The 18984-nt window shown below is 63.5% G+C and carries 18 protein-coding genes and 1 pseudogene; 4 read left to right on the top strand and 15 right to left on the bottom strand.

The window, feature by feature from the left end; genetic code table 11:
- Nucleotides 1–40: 40 nt before the first annotated feature.
- From F6X62_RS12000 to F6X62_RS11970, 7 genes and pseudogenes are all read right to left on the bottom strand, one after another.
- On the bottom strand, nt 41–1447 hold the full coding sequence (locus F6X62_RS12000; protein WP_371926300.1) for an efflux transporter outer membrane subunit: 1407 nt from the start codon (nt 1445–1447) through the stop codon (nt 41–43).
- A complete protein-coding gene (locus tag F6X62_RS11995; protein ID WP_153773619.1) occupies nt 1447–4584 on the bottom strand; it encodes an efflux RND transporter permease subunit in 3138 nt (1045 codons plus the stop codon). The genes F6X62_RS12000 and F6X62_RS11995 overlap by 1 nt, the downstream gene beginning before the upstream one ends.
- A gap of 15 nt (nt 4585–4599) precedes the next feature.
- The gene (locus F6X62_RS11990) at nt 4600–5742 is read right to left on the bottom strand and encodes a MexC family multidrug efflux RND transporter periplasmic adaptor subunit (protein WP_153773618.1); all 1143 of its coding nucleotides are present in this window, start codon (nt 5740–5742) and stop codon (nt 4600–4602) included.
- 175 nt (nt 5743–5917) lie between these two features.
- A pseudogene (locus tag F6X62_RS11985) lies at nt 5918–6040 on the bottom strand (general stress protein); the annotation flags it as partial.
- Between the two features lie 198 nt (nt 6041–6238).
- A complete protein-coding gene (locus F6X62_RS11980) occupies nt 6239–7516 on the bottom strand; it encodes an NTP/NDP exchange transporter (RefSeq protein ID WP_153773616.1) in 1278 nt (425 codons plus the stop codon).
- Between the two features lie 4 nt (nt 7517–7520).
- Entirely contained in the window at nt 7521–8429 is a 909-nt protein-coding gene (locus F6X62_RS11975) for an aldo/keto reductase (RefSeq protein ID WP_153773615.1), read from the bottom strand.
- An 83-nt stretch (nt 8430–8512) separates the two neighbouring features.
- Nucleotides 8513–9391, bottom strand: a complete 879-nt coding sequence (locus F6X62_RS11970; protein ID WP_063544871.1) for a Dyp-type peroxidase — start codon at nt 9389–9391, stop codon at nt 8513–8515.
- 185 nt (nt 9392–9576) lie between these two features.
- Here F6X62_RS11970 and F6X62_RS11965 point away from each other — a divergent pair, with 185 nt between their 5' ends.
- On the top strand, nt 9577–10470 hold the full coding sequence (locus F6X62_RS11965; protein ID WP_063544870.1) for a bile acid:sodium symporter family protein: 894 nt from the start codon (nt 9577–9579) through the stop codon (nt 10468–10470).
- 12 nt (nt 10471–10482) lie between these two features.
- Here the strand turns inward: F6X62_RS11965 and F6X62_RS11960 are convergent, their stop codons facing one another.
- Nucleotides 10483–10947 (bottom strand): sterol desaturase family protein, encoded by a 465-nt coding sequence (locus F6X62_RS11960; protein WP_054891387.1) that lies wholly within the window; start codon nt 10945–10947, stop codon nt 10483–10485.
- A gap of 425 nt (nt 10948–11372) precedes the next feature.
- On the opposite strand from F6X62_RS11960, the gene F6X62_RS11955 reads away from it, so the two are divergent.
- Nucleotides 11373–12086, top strand: a complete 714-nt coding sequence (locus tag F6X62_RS11955) for an MgtC/SapB family protein (RefSeq protein WP_153773614.1) — start codon at nt 11373–11375, stop codon at nt 12084–12086.
- Here F6X62_RS11955 and dksA read toward each other — a convergent pair.
- Genes dksA through F6X62_RS11940 form a run of 3 tightly spaced genes read right to left on the bottom strand, consistent with a single transcriptional unit; the run spans nt 12083 to nt 14415 of the window.
- Entirely contained in the window at nt 12083–12490 is a 408-nt protein-coding gene (gene dksA / locus F6X62_RS11950; protein ID WP_054891385.1) for an RNA polymerase-binding protein DksA, read from the bottom strand. The genes F6X62_RS11955 and dksA overlap by 4 nt on opposite strands.
- A 24-nt stretch (nt 12491–12514) precedes the next feature.
- On the bottom strand, nt 12515–13852 hold the full coding sequence (locus tag F6X62_RS11945; protein ID WP_153773613.1) for a dihydroorotase: 1338 nt from the start codon (nt 13850–13852) through the stop codon (nt 12515–12517).
- Between the two features lie 2 nt (nt 13853–13854).
- Complete coding sequence (locus tag F6X62_RS11940; RefSeq protein WP_153773612.1) at nt 13855–14415, bottom strand: carbonate dehydratase; 561 nt, start codon at nt 14413–14415, stop codon at nt 13855–13857.
- Between the two features lie 175 nt (nt 14416–14590).
- On the opposite strand from F6X62_RS11940, the gene F6X62_RS11935 reads away from it, so the two are divergent.
- A complete protein-coding gene (locus tag F6X62_RS11935) occupies nt 14591–15091 on the top strand; it encodes a DUF4142 domain-containing protein (RefSeq protein WP_065862877.1) in 501 nt (166 codons plus the stop codon).
- A gap of 26 nt (nt 15092–15117) precedes the next feature.
- Nucleotides 15118–15369: a hypothetical protein gene (locus F6X62_RS11930; protein ID WP_054891381.1), complete on the top strand. Its 252-nt coding sequence runs from the start codon at nt 15118–15120 to the stop codon at nt 15367–15369.
- A 63-nt stretch (nt 15370–15432) separates the two neighbouring features.
- Here the strand turns inward: F6X62_RS11930 and F6X62_RS25195 are convergent, their stop codons facing one another.
- The 4 genes from F6X62_RS25195 to F6X62_RS11915 all read right to left on the bottom strand — a co-directional run bounded on the left by F6X62_RS25195 (nt 15433) and on the right by F6X62_RS11915 (nt 18971).
- Nucleotides 15433–15603 carry a DUF6021 family protein gene (locus F6X62_RS25195; RefSeq protein ID WP_178117545.1) on the bottom strand — a complete coding sequence of 57 codons (171 nt, stop codon included), beginning with the start codon at nt 15601–15603 and terminating at the stop codon, nt 15433–15435.
- Between the two features lie 61 nt (nt 15604–15664).
- The gene (locus tag F6X62_RS11925; protein ID WP_153773611.1) at nt 15665–16540 is read right to left on the bottom strand and encodes a DNA-binding protein; all 876 of its coding nucleotides are present in this window, start codon (nt 16538–16540) and stop codon (nt 15665–15667) included.
- A 143-nt stretch (nt 16541–16683) separates the two neighbouring features.
- A complete protein-coding gene (locus F6X62_RS11920) occupies nt 16684–17562 on the bottom strand; it encodes a helix-turn-helix transcriptional regulator (protein ID WP_153773610.1) in 879 nt (292 codons plus the stop codon).
- Nucleotides 17559–18971 (bottom strand): aminotransferase, encoded by a 1413-nt coding sequence (locus F6X62_RS11915; protein WP_153773609.1) that lies wholly within the window; start codon nt 18969–18971, stop codon nt 17559–17561. The genes F6X62_RS11920 and F6X62_RS11915 overlap by 4 nt, the downstream gene beginning before the upstream one ends.
- Nucleotides 18972–18984: the final 13 nt, after the last annotated feature.

Genomic DNA, 18984 nt, shown 5'->3' with positions numbered 1-18984 from the left:
CAGGGGCCGAACGGTTGGATCGTCCAACCAAAGGAGCCCTTCAGCCCTTGGGCGCAGGCCACCCCCCACCCAGCGCACGGAACAGGTCGACCAGGGCAATCTGGCGCTGGGTGCTGGCGTCGATCAGCGTCGACTCGTTCACATAGCTGCTGCGCTGCGCATCCAGGTAGCGCAGGTGATTGTCGATCCCGCCCTGATAACGCGCCCTTGCCAGCTCCAGGGTTGCCCGGCTGGTCTCGACCAGCGCGCTGCGCGCCGCTTCCTCTCGGCGCAGCGTGTCGCTGGCTGCAAGCGCATCGGCCACTTCGCGAAATGCCGTCTGTACTGTGCCCTCGTAGGCCGCCACTGCCGAGTCCTTGCGTACCTGCGCAAGATCCAGCCCGGCACGGTTGCGCCCGCCATCGAACAGCGGCAACGACAGTTGTGGCATGAAGCTCCAGCTACGCGAGCCACCGTCGAACAGCCCCGACATCTGTGCGCTCGAGGTACCGAAGCTGCCGGTGAGGCTGATCCTCGGGAAAAACGCCGCGCGGGCCGCGCCGATATCGGCGTTGCGGGCTCGCAGCCGGTGCTCGGCAGCGAGAATGTCAGGGCGCCGTTCGAGCAGCGCCGAAGGTGCACCCGGTGCGATGTCCTGCAGCACCCAAGGGGCTTGGCCGGCAGATACCGGTATGTCCCTGGCCGCATCGGCACTGCCGACCAACAGCACCAGCGCATTGAAGGCCTGGCGCTGCTGGCGCTGGGTGCTCTCAAGCTCCGCGCGTGATTGTTCGACCAATCCCAGCGCTTCCTGATGGTCCAGTGCCGTGGCAGTACCGGCAGCGCGACGTTGGCCGACCAGAGCCAGTGAGTCCTCGCGGCTGGCCAGCGTCTGGCGGGTCAGGGCCAGGCGGCGCTGCGCGCCATCCAGGGTGAGGTAGGCCTGGCTGACCTCGGCGATCAGCGCCAGGCGCGCGGCTCGACCGGCCTCCTCCGTGGCCAGGTACTGCTCCAGTGCCGCATCGCTCAGGCTCTTGACCCGACCGAACAGGTCCAATTCGTATTCGGGCAAGGCAAGGCCGACCTGATAGGTGCTGGCCACACCGCTGCGTCCGTCGGCCGCCAGGCTCGCTGGTTGGTGCTGGCGATTGCCCGACGCGCCGGCATTCAAGCCCGGTACACGATCGGCGCGCTGGATCCGGTACTGGGCACGGGCCTGCTCGATATCGAGCAAGGTCTGGCGCAGCGAGCGGTTGTTGTCCAGAGCGCTGCTGATCAGCTGGCGCAGGCCCGGGTCGACCACGAACGCCTGCCAGTCCAGTTGCTCCACGCTCTGCCCTTGAGCTGCCGCGCCGTCGTGCCATTGCGCCGGGATCGGCGCCTCGGGGCGTTGGTACTGCGGCGCCATCGAACAACCTGCCAGCATCAACGCCATCGCCAAGGGGGCGATTCCTTTACCCATGACCATCACTCCACCACCTCGACAGGACGTTGCGCAGCAGCCTTGCCGGCCCTGCGCTTGAGCAGCGACAACACCCAGACGAAACAGATCGGCACGAACACCACCCCCAGCAACGTCGCGCTGAGCATGCCGCCGATCACCCCGGTGCCGATCGCCCGCTGACTCGCAGCCCCGGCGCCGGACGCGATAGCCAGCGGTACCACGCCGAGGATGAAGGCCATCGACGTCATCACGATCGGTCGAAAACGCAGGCGCGCAGCTTCGATGGCCGCTTCACGCAGGCTGTGGCCCTTCTCCACCAGATCCTTGGCGAACTCGACGATCAGGATCGCGTTCTTCGCTGCCAGGCCAATGATGGTGATCAGGCCGACCTTGAAGTAGACATCGTTGGGCAGGCCGACCACCATCACCGCCAATACCGCGCCCAAGGCACCGATCGGCACGATCAGCATCACGGTCAGCGGGATCGACCAGCTCTCGTACAACGCCACCAGCAGCAGGAACACCACCAGGATGGCCAGCGCGAACAGGCTGCTGGCCTGGCCGCTGGAGACTTTTTCCTGATACGAGAGCCCGGTCCAGGCATACCCGATGCCGGGTGGCAGGTCGCTGACCAGATGCTCCATCTCGGCCATCGCTTGACCGGTGCTGTAGCCTGGGGCCGCGTCCCCTGCAATACGGATCGAGGGGTAGCCGTTGTAGCGCACGATCTGCACCGGGCCTTCTTCCCAGCGCGTGGTGACGAAGGCGCTGAACGGCACCTGCTGCCCTTCGTTGTTCGGCGCATACAGGCGCAGCACCGCTTCCGGGGTCATCCGCTCGCCTTGCTCGGCCTGGACCACCACGCGCTGCTGACGTCCGGCGTTGGTAAAGTCGTTGATCACCTGCGAACCGAACGCCGCCGACAGGGTGCTGTTGATGCTCTCGAAGGTCACGCCCAGGGCGCGGGCCTTCTCACGGTCGATATCGACCCGCAATTGCGGCGCCTCGGCCAGGCCTTCCATCATCGCGTAGAGGATCGCCGGGTTGCCGTTGGCCTGTTGCAAGATCTTGTCACGCGCGGCCAGCAACGCTTCGCGCCCCAGGTTGCCGCGGTCGAGCAGCCGCAGGGCGAACCCGCCAGAGTTGCCCAGGCCATCGATCGGTGGCGGGTTCACTGCCATGATGCTGCCGTCACCGTGCGCCGCGAACTGCGCGTTGATGACCTGGGTTTCGGCATCCACCGACTGTTGCGAGCTGCGCTCGGACCAGTCCTTGAACGTCGGGAATGCCAGCGCCGCGTTCTCGCCCATGCCCGAGAAGCTGAAGCCGCTGACCAGAAACGCCGAAGCAATGGCCTCGCGTGACATCAGGAACTGCTCCAGCGCCTGGCCCGTGGCATCGGTGCGCACCCGGCTGGCGCCTGGCGGCAGTTGCACATCGACAATGGCGTAGCCCTGGTCTTCCACGGGCACGAACGATTCGGGCAGGCGCAGGTAGAAGTACCCCAGCACCACAAGAATCCCCGCATACACCAGCATGAAGCGGCCGGCGCGCGCCACGAAGGCGCTGTTGAGTGAAGAGTAGCGTGCGGTCAGGCGGGCAAAGCCGCGGTTGAATGCGCCAAAGAAACCGCGTTTCTCATGATGCCCCTGGGGCACCGGCTTGAGCAGCGTGGCGCACAGCGCCGGGGTGAACGTCAGCGCCAGGAAACCCGAGAACAGGATCGACACGGCCAGCGACAGCGAGAACTGCTGGTAGATCACCCCCACCGAGCCGGACATGAACGCCAGCGGCAGAAACACCGCTGACAGTACCAGCGTGATACCGATGATCGCGCCGGACACCTGACCCATGGCCTTGACCGTCGCCTCCCTGGGCCCAAGGCCCTCCTCGGCCATGATCCGCTCGACGTTCTCCACCACGACGATGGCATCGTCGACCAGGATGCCGATGGCCAGGACCATGCCGAACATGGTCATCATGTTCACCGAGAAACCGAGCAGCTTCATCACGAGCAAGGTGCCGAGCAGGCAAACCGGCACGACGATCGACGGGATCAAGGTGTAGCGGATGTTCTGCAGGAACAGGAACATCACCAGGAACACCAGTACCATCGCCTCGATCAGGGTATGGATGACTTTCTCGATGGCCACGTCGACGAAACGCGAGGTGTCGTAGGGCACAGAGTATTCGACACCTTCGGGGAAGAACTCGGACAGCTCGGCCAGGCGCGCCTTGACTCGTGCCGCGGTCTGCAGGGCGTTGGCCCCGGGGGCCAATTGCACCGCCCCGGCCACCGCCGGCTTGCCATCGAGGCGCGAGGAGAAGTTGTAGCTTTCGCTGCCGACCTCCAGCCGTGCGACATCGGCCAGGCGCACCATCGAGCCATCGGGATTGGCGCGCAGCACTACACGGCCGAAGGCCTGCGGATCGTCCAGGGTGCCATGCACCGCCAGGGTCGCGGTCAGCTCTTGCTGGCTGCTACCCGGCGCACTGCCGAAGGCACCGGCCGGCACCTGCACGTTCTGACCGCGGATGGCATTGCCGACATCGTCGATCGACAGCCCGTAGCCAACCAGCTTCTGCGGATCGATCCACACGCGCATGGCCGCTTCCGAGGAGAAGAACTGCAATTTGCCCACCCCCGGGATGCGTCGCAGCTCGTTGTTGATGTTGCGCGCGGCATAATCGCCCAGTTGGGTGGTGTCGCCATGGCTGGCCGCGTCGGTGTAGCTCAGGGCGTAGATCAGCAGGAAGCCAGCGCTGGTCTGTTCGACTTCGACACCTTGGGTGGTCACCGCCTGCGGCAGCCGCGCCTCGGCTTTCTTCAGGCGGTTCTGCACGTCGACCTGGGCCAGCTCAGGTTCGGTGCCCGGCTCGAAGGTGACGACGATCTCGGCGATGCCGTTGGAGTTGTTGGTCGACTCGAAGTACAGCAGGTTCTTGGCGCCGTTGAGCGACTCTTCGATGACACTGGTGACCGACTCCACCAGCACCTTGGCCGAAGCCCCGGGATAGGTGGCGGTAATGGTGATCTGCGGCGGTGCGACGCTGGGGTATTGCGCAACCGGCAATGACGGAATCACCAGCAGGCCGGCCAGTGAGATGAACAGCGCCACGACCCAGGCGAAGTTCGGACGATTGATGAAGAACGTGGACATCGTGCTTTCCTCGCCTTATCGCGCCGCGGCTTGCTGGGTTGCCGACACTGCCACCGGCATGCCTGGCGCCAGACCCGCCGGGCTGCCGACGATGACCTGATCACCCGGCTGCAAACCCTCGGTTATCAGCCAGCGCGAACCATGCATGGTGCCGGTCTGCACGCCCCGGGCCTCGGCCATGCCGTCTGCACCCACCAACATCACCCGTGCCTGGCCATCAGCGCCGCGCTGCACCGCACGTTGCGGCACGAGAATGGCGCGGTTGTCGGTGCCTTGTGGGGTGTGTACGCGCACGTACATGCCTGGCAGCAGGATGCCGTCAGCGTTGTCGAAGCGTCCGCGCAGGGTGACCTGGCCGGTGCCGCGATCGACCGAGACATCGGTGAAGACCAGTTGCCCGGAGCGCTCGTAATCGGTGCCTTCGACCCGTGCCGTGAGGTGCTGATCGCTGCCGCTGGCCAGTGCGCCGTCCTTCAGGGCCTGGCGCAAACGCAGGGCATCGGCGGCGGACTGGGTGAAGTCGACATAGATCGGATCGAGCTGCTGGACACGCGCCATCAGTGTCGCGTCGCCCTGCCCGACCAGCGCACCTTCGGTCACCAGGGCGCGGCCGATACGACCGGAGATCGGCGCCTTGACCGTGGCGTAGCCGAGGTTGAGACGTGCCGTTTCTACATCGGCCTGGGCCGAACGAATCGCCGCTTCCGCGCTACGCAGGTCGGCGCTGGCGGTGTCGAAGTCCTGCTGGCTGACCGCTTCGATCTTCACCAGCGGTGCGTAGCGCTTGACCCGTGCCTGCGCTTCCTGACGCACCGCCTGGGCACGTGCCAGGTCACCCTCGGCACGCGACAGCGAAGCCTTGAAGGGCGCCGGGTCGATCTGGAAAAGCACATCGCCGGCTTTGACGTCGGCGCCTTCTTCGAAGCGCTTGTGCAGGACGATACCGGCCACCCGGGCGCGCACTTCAGCGACACGCATCGGCTCCACCCGGCCGGGCAACGTGGAACTCAAGGTCAGCGCCTCGCTGGCGACGGTCAGGGTTTGTACGGGTAAGGCGCTCTGGGCGCCGGCCTGAGGTTCTTCAGCCCCCCCACAGCCCGCCAGTACCAAGGTGGCTGCCAGGCAGCTGGCCAATGCTGTTGCACGCAAATTGCTCATTTCTGCTCACCGAGCCTTTGATAAAAACGGCTCGAATGGTACTAACCGACCATTAATGAGTCAATTTAGTCTCATTTGATATTTGTGTTAAAGATTGTAAGCTGGGTGGTTTCAGGCCGCCGCCTGGTCTACCTCTGTTGCGGTGCCGAGTTACCCCGGCACCGCGCAGCATCACTTACGAACGGCCGCCCTTGCGGCCCATGTCGTCGGTCTGCTTGTTGCCACCGGACTGCTGGCCACCTTTGCGACCGGCTTCAGACGCTTTTTCCCGGTCGTTGGCGAAGTTGCCAGGATTTTTGGTACCACCCTGACTGCCAGTCTTGTTCTGGTTATTGGCCATGGTCTTGCACCTCTTGTGGCTGTGGGATATGTACGGGCGTTTGCCGTACATAAGTTCGGAGCTCAGCGGCAACAGGGGATTCGGTTTATTACCGAGCCGCCAGACCGGCGGCGCTAAAGGTGCAGGGCGGTGTATTTGGCGCGAGGTGCATTGCGCTCAGGGGGCGTTTTCGAGGCTGCGCTGGCGACGGCCCAACCAGGCGCCTGTAATCCCCCAGCCAAGCGCAAGGATGGCGCCGATCGACATCGCCAGCTGCGGATGCTCGCCAAGCAGGTCCAGGCCACGCTTGACCCAACCGCTCAAGGCATCGCCACCCCGGTAGACCACGGTGTCGATGAAGTTCTTGGCTTTGTATTTCTCTTCGGCGGGCAACACGGTAAAGAGCATCTCCCGCCCCGGGCGAACCAGGGCGTACTCACCCGCACGACGCATGACCATCACGAAGACGAACACTGCAAATACCGGCGCCAGCGCCAGCCATAGGAAACCGACCGCCATCACCAGGGGCACGCCGACCAGTAGCACGCCGACACCCAGGCGCCGGGCCAGGCGTCCGGTGAGAAAGACCTGGGTGAGTATCGCCAGGGTTTGCACGACCGTATCGATCAGGCCGAAGACCTGTGTCTGGCGTGTCCGGTCGCTGAACGTCTCGCTGACGATACGGGCCTGCTCGAAATACAGGAACGTGCTGACGCTGGCCAGCAGTACGACGAACAACGCGATACCCAACAGGTAAGGCGACCGCAGCACGGCGGTGGCGCCGGAAAACGGATTGCCGCCCAGCGGCCGCGAGGCCGGATGCGCGGTGCTGGTCGGCAGCGGATTCAGCTCACGCCAGTGTTGCAGGTACAGCGCAGCGCCTGTGCTGCCAAGCAGGCAGACGCCCGCCAGCACCAACAAACCAGCGTGCCCGAGGGGAGAAACCAGCAGCGTGCCAAGAATCGGCCCGCTCAGGCCGCCAAGGCTTGCACCCGCCGCGAGCAGGCCGAACAGGCGCTTGCCCTGCTCGCTGGAAAACAGGTCTGCCAGTACGCTCCAGGCCAGGGAGATGGCCAGCAGGTTGAAAACCGACAGCCAGATATAAAAAGCCCGTGCATTCCAGAGGTCGTCTGGGTCGCGGGCAAAGAGCACAGCAAACAACAGCAGGTTGCTGGTGAAGAAGGCGTAGGTCCACGGCAGGATGCGTCGCCTCTTCACCCGTGAAGCAAGCCATCCGAATAGCGGCAGGCAGGCCAGGGTGGCAATGAAGGTACCGGTGAACAGCCATTGCAGATTGTCCACGCCACCGGCCACGCCCATGGTCTCGCGGACCGGGCGCAGCATGAAATAACCGGTGAACAGCAGGTAGAAAAGCGCAAGACCCGCGACCACTGCCGGGCCTTCGCCGGGCTGGATGTTGAGGCTCTGGTCCAGGCGCCGCCGCCAGCCATTCATGGCGTCAGGCAAATTGCTTGATCAGCGCCTGGCGCTGGGCTTCGCTCAGCAGCGGCCCGCTGCCAGCCTTGAGCTGGTCGAGCTGACGGTCCGGTCGGCCGGTCGCAGGAATTACCGTGGTCACCGCCGGATGACTGATGGCGAACTTCAGGAACATCTGCGCCCAGCTGCCGATACCCGCCTCGGCCGCCCACCCCGGCAATGCCTGACCTTTGACCCGGGCGAACAGCCGGCCGTCGTCGAAAGCACGGTTGACCAGCACCGCGACGCCTTTGTCCTGGCACAGCGGCAGCAGCTCGCGCGCGGCATCCGGGGCGTTCACCGAGTAGTTGATCTGGATGAAATCCAGCGGCTCGCTGCGCACGATGCGCGCCACCTCATCCTGGCCGCTGTTGAGATAGTGAGTGATGCCCACATAGCGCGTCTTGCCTTGCTGCTTCAACTCCCGGGCATAGGGGAGCTGGGTCTGCCAATCGCGCAGGTTGTGGATCTGCAGCAAGTCGACCTTGTCGGTGCGCAGGCTGGAGAGGCTTTGCGCCCATTGCCGTTCGGCGGCGTCGCGGCTGTCGGCGGCGATCTTGGTGGCGATGAAGCACTGACGGCGCCAGCCGCCCTCCTCCAGCAACTGACCGAGAATGGCGTCGGCACCGCCGTAGTTGGGCGAGGTGTCGATGACCTTGCCGCCGCCTTTGAAGAACGCCTCGAGCACAGCCTTGAGCTGTTGGTACTGGGCAGAGCCGGCCTGGACCTCGAAACTGCCGGAAGTGCCGGCACCGATGACCGGCAAGGCCTCCCCGGTGGAGGGGATCTTGCGGGTCAGCAGGCCGCTGGCGGACTCGGCGCGCAGCCAAGGGCTCAGGGCCAGCGCGCCAAGCGCGGCGCTGGCGCGCAGGACATCGCGACGTGCGTACATGAAGGAGGCTCCCGGTTACAGGGGGAAACCTTCAAGGCTAGTCGCTCTACCCCGCGATGCGCAGCGATTCTGTATCGGGATATTTAACCGAGCAACAGGCGCAGGTCCAGGCCTTCAGCTCCCATTGGCGGGCACCAGTAGTAGCCGCCGGTCAGTGGTCGGCTGAAGCGGTACAAGGCATCGACCACGCCATCTTCCAGGCCACTCATGCGCCGCAGCTGGATTTCGAAGGCATCGAACGAACGGCCCAGAGCAACGAAAGCCAGCCCTGCGCCACGGTTGTCGGCCCAGGCCACCGAACGGCGCACCATGAAGGCCGCGGGGTCATAGCTTTCCTGCGCGGTACGCTTGACGTGGGCCGACTCCGGCGCGTCTTCCAGTTCCTCGTTGTCGCTCAGGCGACGGCCAATGATGTCGTCCTGCTCTGGCTGAGGCAGCGACTTGAAGTAGTTGAGGTCGTGTTTCCACAGCTGGAACGCAGCGAAACTGGAACCTGCCAGGCCCGCTTGCTCGCCCGCCACGATGGCTGCGTCGACAGCATCGTTGTCCCGCGGGTTTTCGGTGCCGTCTTCATAGCCGGTCAGGTCGTGTCCGCCGTGGTGCAGAAAACCATCGACACTGTCGACCAGCGTGAATGCCGGCGCCAGGGCCTGCTCCAGGGCTTGGGCACGCAGGAACAGATCACCACGCGCGTCATCACGCAACCAGAGCCACAGGGCATGCTGGGTGGCCGGGTTTTCGACCGCCGCGTCCAGCTGCGGGAAGCTGCGCAAGCCCGGGACATCGCGCCCCAGTGCCTTGGCCAGCGGCGCGCCGACGGCCAGGATCAGGCTGTGGCCGTCGACTTGCTGCAACAAGGCATCCAGAACGGCAGGCAACGCCTCCCCCGTATGCAGGGCAAAGAACAGGTGACGGGCGTGGGCCGGCACCGGAGTGGCGAGCAGACCTTGCTGGAACGACATGACGAGCTAATCCTTCGGCAAAAGCGCGAATCCTACTGTGCTCGGCAGCCCATCGCAACGCGTCAGGTCGCGGCGAGGTGCGGCTCATCCGGAAATAATCAGTTACCAAAGGCTGGTACTTTGCGATTAGCTGATCGACGGAGCCTGCCTACACTCTCCGGAATCCCTCGCCCACGAGCATGCCGATGACCGCCTCCCCCTTGCTGACTGCCTTCCTGCCCATTGCCCTGGGCATCATCATGCTGGGCCTGGGGTTGTCGCTGACCCTCGCCGACTTCGCCCGAGTGGTGAAGTATCCCAAGCCCGTGCTGGTCGGCCTGGCCTGTCAGATCCTGTTGCTGCCGTTCATCTGCTTCCTGATCGCCAACGGGTTTGGCCTGGAGGCCGCGCTGGCAGTGGGCCTGATGCTCTTGGCCGCATCGCCGGGCGGGACTACCGCGAACCTGTTCAGCCACCTGGCACATGGCGACGTGGCACTGAACATCACGCTGACGGCGGTCAACTCGCTGATCGCCATCCTCACCATGCCACTGCTGGTCAACCTGTCGCTGATCTACTTCATGGAGTCGGACCAGGCCATTCCGCTGCAATTCGCCAAGGTCATGCAGGTCTTCGCCATCGTCTTGCTGCCTGTGGGCCTGGGCATGCTGATCCGCCGCTACGCACCGAGCTTTGCCGCGCGGATGGAGAAGCCGATGAAGCTGGTGGCGGCGTTGTTCCTGGCCTTCACCATCGTCCTGGCACTGGCCAAGGACTGGCAGACGGTGGTGGAGTACGCGCCGGTGGTGGGGGTCGCCGCGCTGCTGTTCAACGTGATCAGCCTGGGGCTGGGGTATTGGGTGCCGCGCCTGTTGCGCATCCCGAAACGCCAGGCAATTGCCATCGGCATGGAGATCGGCATTCACAATGGCACTTTGGCCATCGCGCTGGCGCTGAGCCCCAGCCTGCTGAACAACGCCACCATGGCCGTGCCGGCAGCGATCTACAGCCTGATCATGTTCTTCACGGCCGCCGCCTTTGGCTGGTGGGTGAGTCGGGGACACAAAGAGGCCATTGCCGCGCAGGAAACCGCGAATTGAATCCTGCGCGACTCAATCACCTCGCCGCGCGCGCAACTGGCGCTTGAGCTCGCGCAGCGGTGGCGCGTAGAAAAAGCCGAACGACACGCTACCCTCGCGCCCTTTCACCGCGTGATGAAGCCGGTGCGCCCGGTACAGGCGTTTGAGGTAGCGCTGCATGGGTTTGGGTTTACGCGGCCAGTGCCGATGGAAGAAACCGTCGTGGGCCAGCACGTACAGCACTCCATAGCCCGCCACACCTGCGCCGACCCACTGCAGGGGCGCGTAGCCGGCCTTGCCCAGCGCTATCAGGCCAGCAGCGATCAGGGCCAGCGCCACCAGGTAGAGGTCATTGGTCTCGAGCACACCCAGGTGCGGCTCATGGTGCGAGCGATGCAGCCACCAGCCCCAGCCGTGCATGACGTACTTGTGGGCCAGCGTGCCGACACCCTCCATGGCCACCAACGTGGCGAGCAGCACGGCGATGTTGAACAGCATGGGACAGTCCGGCGTAGATAGTTAAAGGCGCCAAGGTTACCACCGCTGACGAACGCATCGGAAACGGTAGGAGGTTTCGGCAATGAAGCAATTGTCATGAATTCGGCCTTGATTCTGCGCAACTGCAGGCGTAAGGTCCGCGTCGCACTTATGCATCCCCTACAGGAGTCCTGCATTGGACAGTAGCCCCAGTCGATTGCGACAGGTCCACACGGCAAGCTAGTCCGGCAGCATTCCTGCCGCTGTCTTGCCGAATACGGTAGACGGCGGTCCATCTCGCCTGCAAAGGCAGATCTCCCCTCTTCTTTCCCGCTCAGCCAGCTCATGCCGGCGAGTGTCGTGGTCCTGCGCGCTCATTCATTTCATCGGCGTCACGCTTGCCAGTGGCGTATGCGCGGGCCATTGCCCGTGGAAAGAGGTTTGCTATGGATTGGAAAGTATTTCTGCTGCGCGTCAGCGTGGCCCTCGTACTCGGCGCCCTGATCGGCGCCGAACGTCAACTGCGCCAGCGCCTGACCGGCCTTCGCACCAATGCGCTGGTCAGCACCGGTGCCTGCCTGTTCGTGCTGATGACCCAGGCGGTACCCGGCATGGAACCCAGCGACGCCTCCCGCATCGCCGCGTATGTCGTGTCCGGGATCGGCTTTCTCGGCGGTGGCGTGATCATGCGTGATGGTTTCAACGTGCGCGGCCTGAACACGGCCGCCACGCTCTGGTGCACCGCGGCCATTGGTGTGCTGTGCAGCTTGGGGCTGTTGCTGGAGGCCACTCTGGGCAGCCTGGTGGTGCTGTGTGCCAACATCCTGTTGCGCGACATCGCCCAGCGCCTGGACCGTCAGGAAGTGGTGCCCGCCAGTGAAGTCGAGCAACGCTTCGAGGTGCGCATCGTCTGCCGGGCCGAAGACGAGATCCAGGTACGCAGCCTGATGCTGCACAGCCTCAGTGACCCAGGCCTGCGCCTGCAGTCGCTGCACAGCGAAGACCTTCACGACCCGCTGCGCCTGGAAGTACGCGCCGAACTGCTGGGCACCCCACAGGCGCCCACACAACTCGAACGCCTGGTCAGCCGAGTGAGCCTGGAGAAAGGCGTCAGCTCGGTACGCTGGCAACTCCATGCCCAAGCGGTAGAAGTCGATTAAGCATCGTCGCGCAAATGCCGCTCTCTGAGTTCCTGCCGCTCCTTGGCCTCGATGCACAGGGTCGCGGTCGGACGCAGCAGCAGGCGGCGCAGACCGATCGGCTCGCCGGTCTCTTCGCACCAGCCATAATCCCCCTTGGCCAGGCGCTCGAGCGCCTGGTCGATCTTGTCCAGCAGGCGCTTTTCCCGCTCAAGGGTGCGCAACTGCCAATGCCGCTCCTCCTCGGCACTGCCCAGGTCGGCCGGATCGCTGTGCACTTCCTGCTCGCGCAGCGCCTGGAAATCCTGCTCTATACGCTCCTGCAACTCCACCCGCTGCCCCAGCAACAGGTTACGAAAGTACTGGCGCTGGGGTTCGTTCATGTAAGCCTCGGCCGGCTGGCCGAGCAAGTCTTCTTCAGTCATGGGGCACACTCGTGCAATAAAGGGTCATCGATCGAACATCAGCGGCAGGCCCTGGCAGCGTGGCTGCACCTGGCCCTGATGCCAGGCGAGCTGGCCGGATACCACGGTGGTGCGCACCACATGCCGCAGGTGTCGATGCTGAAAGGGTGTCCAGCCACAGCGGGCCAGGATCGGGTCGTCGGCGACCTGGCGCGGTTGCGCCAGGCGCTCGACCAGCGCCAGGTCGGCCCAGTAGCCTTCGCGCAGAAAACCGCGCTCGCGGATGGCGAACAGGCGGGCCACGGCGTGGCTGGTCTTGTCGACTACCTGGGTCAGGCTCAGCACGCCCTCGCCGACCAGCTCCAGCGCAGCTGGCAAGGCATGCTGAACCAGTGGCAGGCCCGAGGGCGCGCGGCCATAGACTCGGCGTTTTTCCTCGAGCGTGTGCGGCGCATGATCGGTGCCGATCACGTCGATCACGTCGCCGGCCAGTGCCTGGCGCAGTGCATCGCGGTCGGCACGGGTCTTGATGGCCGGGTTGCACTTGATCAGATGGCCGAGTTGCGCGTAGTCGCTGTCGTCGAACAGCAGGTGATGTACGCAGACCTCGGCGGTAATGTGCTTGTTGTGTACGGGACCTGGGGCGAACAGTGCCAGTTCTCGCGCGGTGGTCAGATGCAGCACATGCAGGCGCGTGCCGAAACGCCTGGCCATGTCCACGGCCAGTGACGAGGAGCGATAGCAGGCATCGGCATCGCGAATCAGCGGATGAGCGGCCGCAGGAATGAATTCGCCATGGCGCTCCCGCCACAGCGTCTCGTTGGCCAGGATGCTCGGGGTGTGTTCGCAGTGGGCCAGCAGGATGGTCGGGCAATAGATGAACAGCCGCTCGAGCACCTGCGGGTCGTCCACCAGCATGTTGCCGGTGGACGCGCCCATGAACACCTTGACCCCGGCGACTTCACGCGGGTCGAGCGCGGCGATGGTGTCCAGGTTGTCGCGACTGACGCCGAAGTGAAAGCCGTAGTTGGCCTGCGAGCTGGCCGCCGCGCGACGTTTCTTGTCGGCCAGCGCCGCAGTGGTGAGGGTTGGCGGGTCGGTGTTGGGCATGTCCATGAAACTGGTGATGCCGCCCGCCACCGCAGCCCGCGACTCACTGGCAATGTTCCCCTTGTGCTCTGCCCCGGGTTCACGAAAGTGCACCTGGTCATCGATCATTCCCGGCACCAACCACTGCCCTTGCGCATCGATCTCGACTTTAGCGCGCACGCCTTCGATGCTCGCGGCGATCTTGTCGATACGCCCGCGGGCGACCAGCAGGTCAGCCTCGAACTCGCGCCCTTCGTTGACCAGTCGTGCGTTGCGTATCAGCAAGTCGGCCATGATCAGAACTCGTTCTGCAGGGCCTTGTAGCCCTGGACCAGGTCGATGTTGGTGCGGGCGACATCCTCGGAAAACTCCGAGGCCGACACACTGACCGGTGGGTAACGGTCAAGATCGGTGTGTGGGCCGATATGTTCGGTGGGCGGTACGTAAAAGCGCTCCGGCAGGTCGCGACCATCGACCACCGAGTTGTGACGCACGACGCTGCCATCACCCACGCGGCAATTGAACAGCACGCTGTTGAAACCGATGAACACCCGATCGCCGACCACGCAGGGGCCATGCACGATGGAGCGGTGGGCGATGGAGGTGTATTCACCGATACTCACCGCCGCGCCGGATTTGGAGTGGATGACCACGCCATCCTGAATGTTGGAGTTGGCACCAATGACGATCGGCTCCATGTCACCGGTGCCGTCCACCTCGTCGGCGCGAATGACCGCGTAGGGGCCGACGAACACATTGTCCTTGATGATGACCTTGCCGCAGATGATCGCGGTCTTGTCGATGTAGGCCGATTCGGCGATTTGCGGGAGGTGGCCGGAAGGGTTTCTGCGGATCACGGTACGTTTCCTGAGGCAAGCTGATTCACGCAAATGTTACGTTATAACAATTTACTTGCAACCCCCTTCCCCTCCCGTCGAGCATGACGCCGGTGAGAAATTTCAAACTTTCGCCGCCGATCGATGCTCAACCGTCTGCGACACCGATGTCGCGACCACGGACAAGGAGAGACACATGAATACTCTGTTCCTCAAGCGAGCCGGTCTGTGCATGGCCATGGGCCTTGCCTCGATGCAGGTGATGGCCGCTTCATCCGACGACTTCGTCGATGCCGCGACCGAGGCCGGTATCGCTGAAGTCGTAACCGGCAACCTGGCGCTGGAAAAGAGCAAGGACGCCGAGATCAAGACCTTCGCCCAGCAGATGGTCACCGATCACACCCAGGCCAACCAGAAACTCGGTGACATCGCCCGCAAGCTGGATATCAGCGTGCCTGACGAGGCTGCGCTCACCGACAAGGTCAAGAAGATGATCCTGGAATGGCGCGACGAGTCGTTCGACAAGTCCTATGTCAACAATCAGGTCGATGCCCACGAGAAAGCCGTGGAGCTGTTCAAGAAGGAAGCCGCATCGTCCGACAAGCCGGAGCTCAAGGCCTTCGCCAGCGAAACCCTGCCCACCCTCGAGAAGCACCTGGAGCATGCCAAACAGCTTCAGGCCAAGCACGGCAAGTGATCCACAGGTAATCAGAGAGGCTTGATATGAGTAATGATGCTCTGCGCGCCGAAGTACTGACTCGGCTACTGCATGCCCATCCTGAAGGTCTGGGTAAGGAAGTACTGGACAACTACCGCGGCGAAAAGGCCGTGGCCGGCATGCTCAAGACGCTTCAGGAGGCCGGCTTGATCCATGATGGCAGCGTCAATGTCGATGCCGATCACCAGATCAGCGTGCGTTATCCAATCAAGTTGTCCAGTGCCGGCGTAGACGCGGCGCGTCAGCTCGACAGCTGAACCCTCGGGCTGCGGGCGCGGCACTTGCTGCCGCGTGCGCACGCCCGGGGGATCATGCCTCGGTTACTTACCTTTCTTTTCGTGATCGCGAGGTGGCTTTGCCGGACCTTGCGGATCGACTTGCGGATCCTCCAGGTCAGGGGAATCCGGATCAAAATCCAGGTCCTGCTTGCTGGACGCCTTGTCGGAGGAGTGAGGCCCTTGCGCAGGGTGGGGACGTTTCTGTTCGCTCATAGTGCGTTCTCCGTAACGGTGTCTACAGAAGAAAGCGCGGGTCTGGCGAAGTTTGATTTATCTACGCGCCCTTTGCCTGGAAGGTCTCGAGCTGCGCACAGCGCGCCTCGCTAAGTGTCAGACGATCCTGCAGGCGCTCGATCAGGCGCATCTGTTCGGCGCAGATGTCACGCTGACTCACCAGCGCCTGACGCTCGCTGTCCAACTGCCGACGTACCTCCTCGCTCGCCCCCTGCGCCTGGGCCAGGATCGAGCGCAGCCCTTGAACCTGGGCATCGCGCTGCTCCAATTGTTCGTCGAGTTGTTTGTGCTGGGCGCTGGCCTGTCGGTTTTCGGTCAGCAGGCGCTCATTCTCACGGTGCAGGTGTGTCAGTTCTTCCTGGCGGGCGATCGCGTCCTGCTGCAACTGACGCAATTCCCCTTGCGACTGCTGCAACTGCTCGTCCTTGTCGGTCAGCCTGAGCCGCAGTTCGCGCAGGGACTGGTTGAGGCTGGCGCTGCGCAGTTGCTCGGCCTGCAGAGTGCTCAGCGCTGTCTCGAGCTTTTCCGACTCGGCCGCAAGGGCGCTGGCCTGAATCTGTTGTTGCTGGTGAGCAGCCGCGAGTGCTTGCTGGGCAAGTTGCAACTGCACCTGCAATTGGCCGCGCTGTTCATCGAACACCGCCTGCGCGTCGCGAATACGGGCCTCTGCTTCCTCGCGCAACTGCTCGGCCAGTTGGCCGACGAAACGCCCCAGCGTGTCGCTGAGGGCCGGTGAACGCTTGTCAGCCAGCGGTTGCAGCGCTTCGAGCTCACGCATGTAGCGATGAATGGTGGTTTTCGAACCGGTATTACCCAACTCGATACGTACTGCATCGATACTCGGATGCTCGCCCCGGGCGATCAGCGCCTGTCGCGCCTGCTGCACTGCCGCCTTGTCTATGCCGCCGCGGGCCATGTTCGCTCCTGGATTTCGTAACGTGGTATGTAGCCCGTAATTACATACTAAAAACTCAGCTTTTCCCAGTGGATTCTTAGGCTCTGTAATAAATGTGTTGAGAAGTAGATCGAGCTCGCAGGAATCAGGAGCTCAGGCTGGCCCTAGCCCTGGCGCAGCCAGTCGATGAAGCGCGCAAACAGCTCCGATTGCGAATTGATGCCCAGCTTCAGATAGAGATTCTTGCGATGCATGCGTACGGTTTCCGGCGAAATGCCGAGGTCCTGCGCCGTGGACTTCACCGAATGCCCACGCAGGATCATGTGCGCGACTTCCCGCTCGCGATCAGTCAGTACCTGGCAACCGAAGCTGTCGAACGCAGCTTGCAGACTTGCATGCTCCAGCGGCGCGGAACCGGGCTCGAGAATGTGCCGTGCATAGCGGCCCAGCAGTTCGCGCACCATCGGTTCGACCGCACGCAACAGGTCGATCTGTTGCGCGCTCAGTCGCGTACCGCTGCAACCTTGGAACAGGCTGAGGGAGAGTTTGCGGCCATCGCTGAGGTCGACGATGTAGTAGCTGTCTTCGCTGCAGCCAGTGCCCAGGTAGTAAGCCTTGTAGTAGTCACTGTCGAAGAAGTTGTCTGGTGCGATGTCCTGCAGGTGATAGAAACCTTCGGCCAGCCCGCTCTGTACCGCAAGGCAGAAAGGATCAAGCAGGTAGCCGGCTGCAAAATAGCGGTTGAGCACCGCGTCGCGATGGGCATCGGGAATACCCTGCTGGTACAACAGGCGTGGCGCCTGCCCCTGGCTCTCGACACTGATCATCATCGACTCGACCGCCACCAGTTGGCCCAGCGCCTTGGCCAGATGCTGCAGGGCCTGCGGTGATTCACTATGGGCCAACGCACTTTGTAGCGCCGCATGCCACTGTTGCAGCGCGCCGAGAGTGAGGGTAAGCGGTGTGTCGGGAGAGGCCTGGGTCATGCCCGGCAGTCTAGCCTGCCGGACATGCCCACGCACAGCCCGCTGCAGGCTGCTCATCGCCCCTGGTACAACCCTTGCGCCGTGAGCTCGCGCGCGGTTTCGAGGATGCACTGGCGCAGGGTCTCGACGATCTCGTCGACCTGGGCGCGGGTGACGATCAGCGGCGGCGACATCACGTTCAGGTGCATGATCGGCCGCACCAGCAACCCCCTGGCCTGGGCCTTGCTGTGGATGCGCTCACCGATGTTGATCGCATCGTCGAACAGTGCCTTGCTCGCCTTGTCGGCGACGAACTCGACGCAGGCCATCAGCTTCATGCAGCGCACATCGCCCACCAGCGGTAGCTCGCGCAGGCTCTGCAGGCGTTGTTCCAGGTAGCCGCCAACATCCTTGACGTGTTCCAGCAAGCTTTCCCGCTCGATGATCTCGATGTTCTTCAGCGCCGCAGTACAGCACACCGGATGGCCGCTGTAGGTGAACCCGTGGGTGAAGCAACGGCCCTTGCCCGGCTCGGCGATCACCTGCCAGATACGCTCGGAGAAGATGCACGCACCCAGCGGCAGGTAGGCGGACGTCAGGCCCTTGGCCGTGGTGATGATATCCGGGGTGACACCGAACAGCTCTTCGCTGGCGAAGAAGGTGCCCAGGCGTCCGAACGAGGTCACTACTTCGTCGGCGACGAACAGGATGTCGTAGGTCTGGCACAGCTGCCACATGCGCGCGAAGTACCCCTTGGGCGGGATGATCACCCCGCCCGAGCCCATGATGGGTTCGGCGAAGAAGGCTGCGACGTTGTCGGCCCCCAAGGAGAGAATCTTGTCTTCGAACTCGGCGACCAGAAAGTCGAGGAATTCGGCTTCGTCCATGTTGTCCGGGGCGCGGTACGGGTTGGGGTTGGAGATGTGGTGGATCAGGTCGTGGGCATAGTCGAACTCAGGCACCCGGTCGGCAGCCTTGTTGCCGATCTGCATGGTCAGGGTGGTCGAGCCGTGGTAGGCGTTGTAGCGGGCGATGATGTGTTTCTTGCCAGGCTTGCCGCGGCAGTTCTGGTAGTACTGGATCAGTCGGTAGGCGGTGTCCACGGCAGTGGACCCACCTGTGGTGAGGAAGACATGGTCCAGGTCGCCCGGCGCCAGTTGCGCGAGCTTGCGGCACAGCTCGATGGCCACATCGTTGGCCATGTCCGAGAACGGGTTCGAATAGGCCAGCTTGCGCACCTGGTCGGCAATGGCCAAGGCCATTTCCTCGCGCCCCAGGCCAATGTTGGTGCACCACATGCCGCCAACGGCATCGAGGAAGCGGTTGCCTTGGGTGTCGCGGATATAGGCGCCTTCGCCTTCGATGATGTTCAGCGCGCCCTGTTCGCGATGATCGTCGAACATGTGGTAACCGTGCATGTAATGGGCTTTGTCGGCTTCCACCAATGGATCGTGGGCGATAGCGAATGCGTTGCTTGAAGTGGCCATGGGCAGCTCCTTG

It is taken from the genome of Pseudomonas sp. MNR3A (genome assembly GCF_009650575.1).
Classification (GTDB): Bacteria; Pseudomonadota; Gammaproteobacteria; order Pseudomonadales; family Pseudomonadaceae; genus Aquipseudomonas; species Aquipseudomonas machongensis.
The sequence above is the reverse complement of the archived record's forward strand: the minus strand, read 5'-3'. Positions and strand labels throughout refer to the sequence as shown.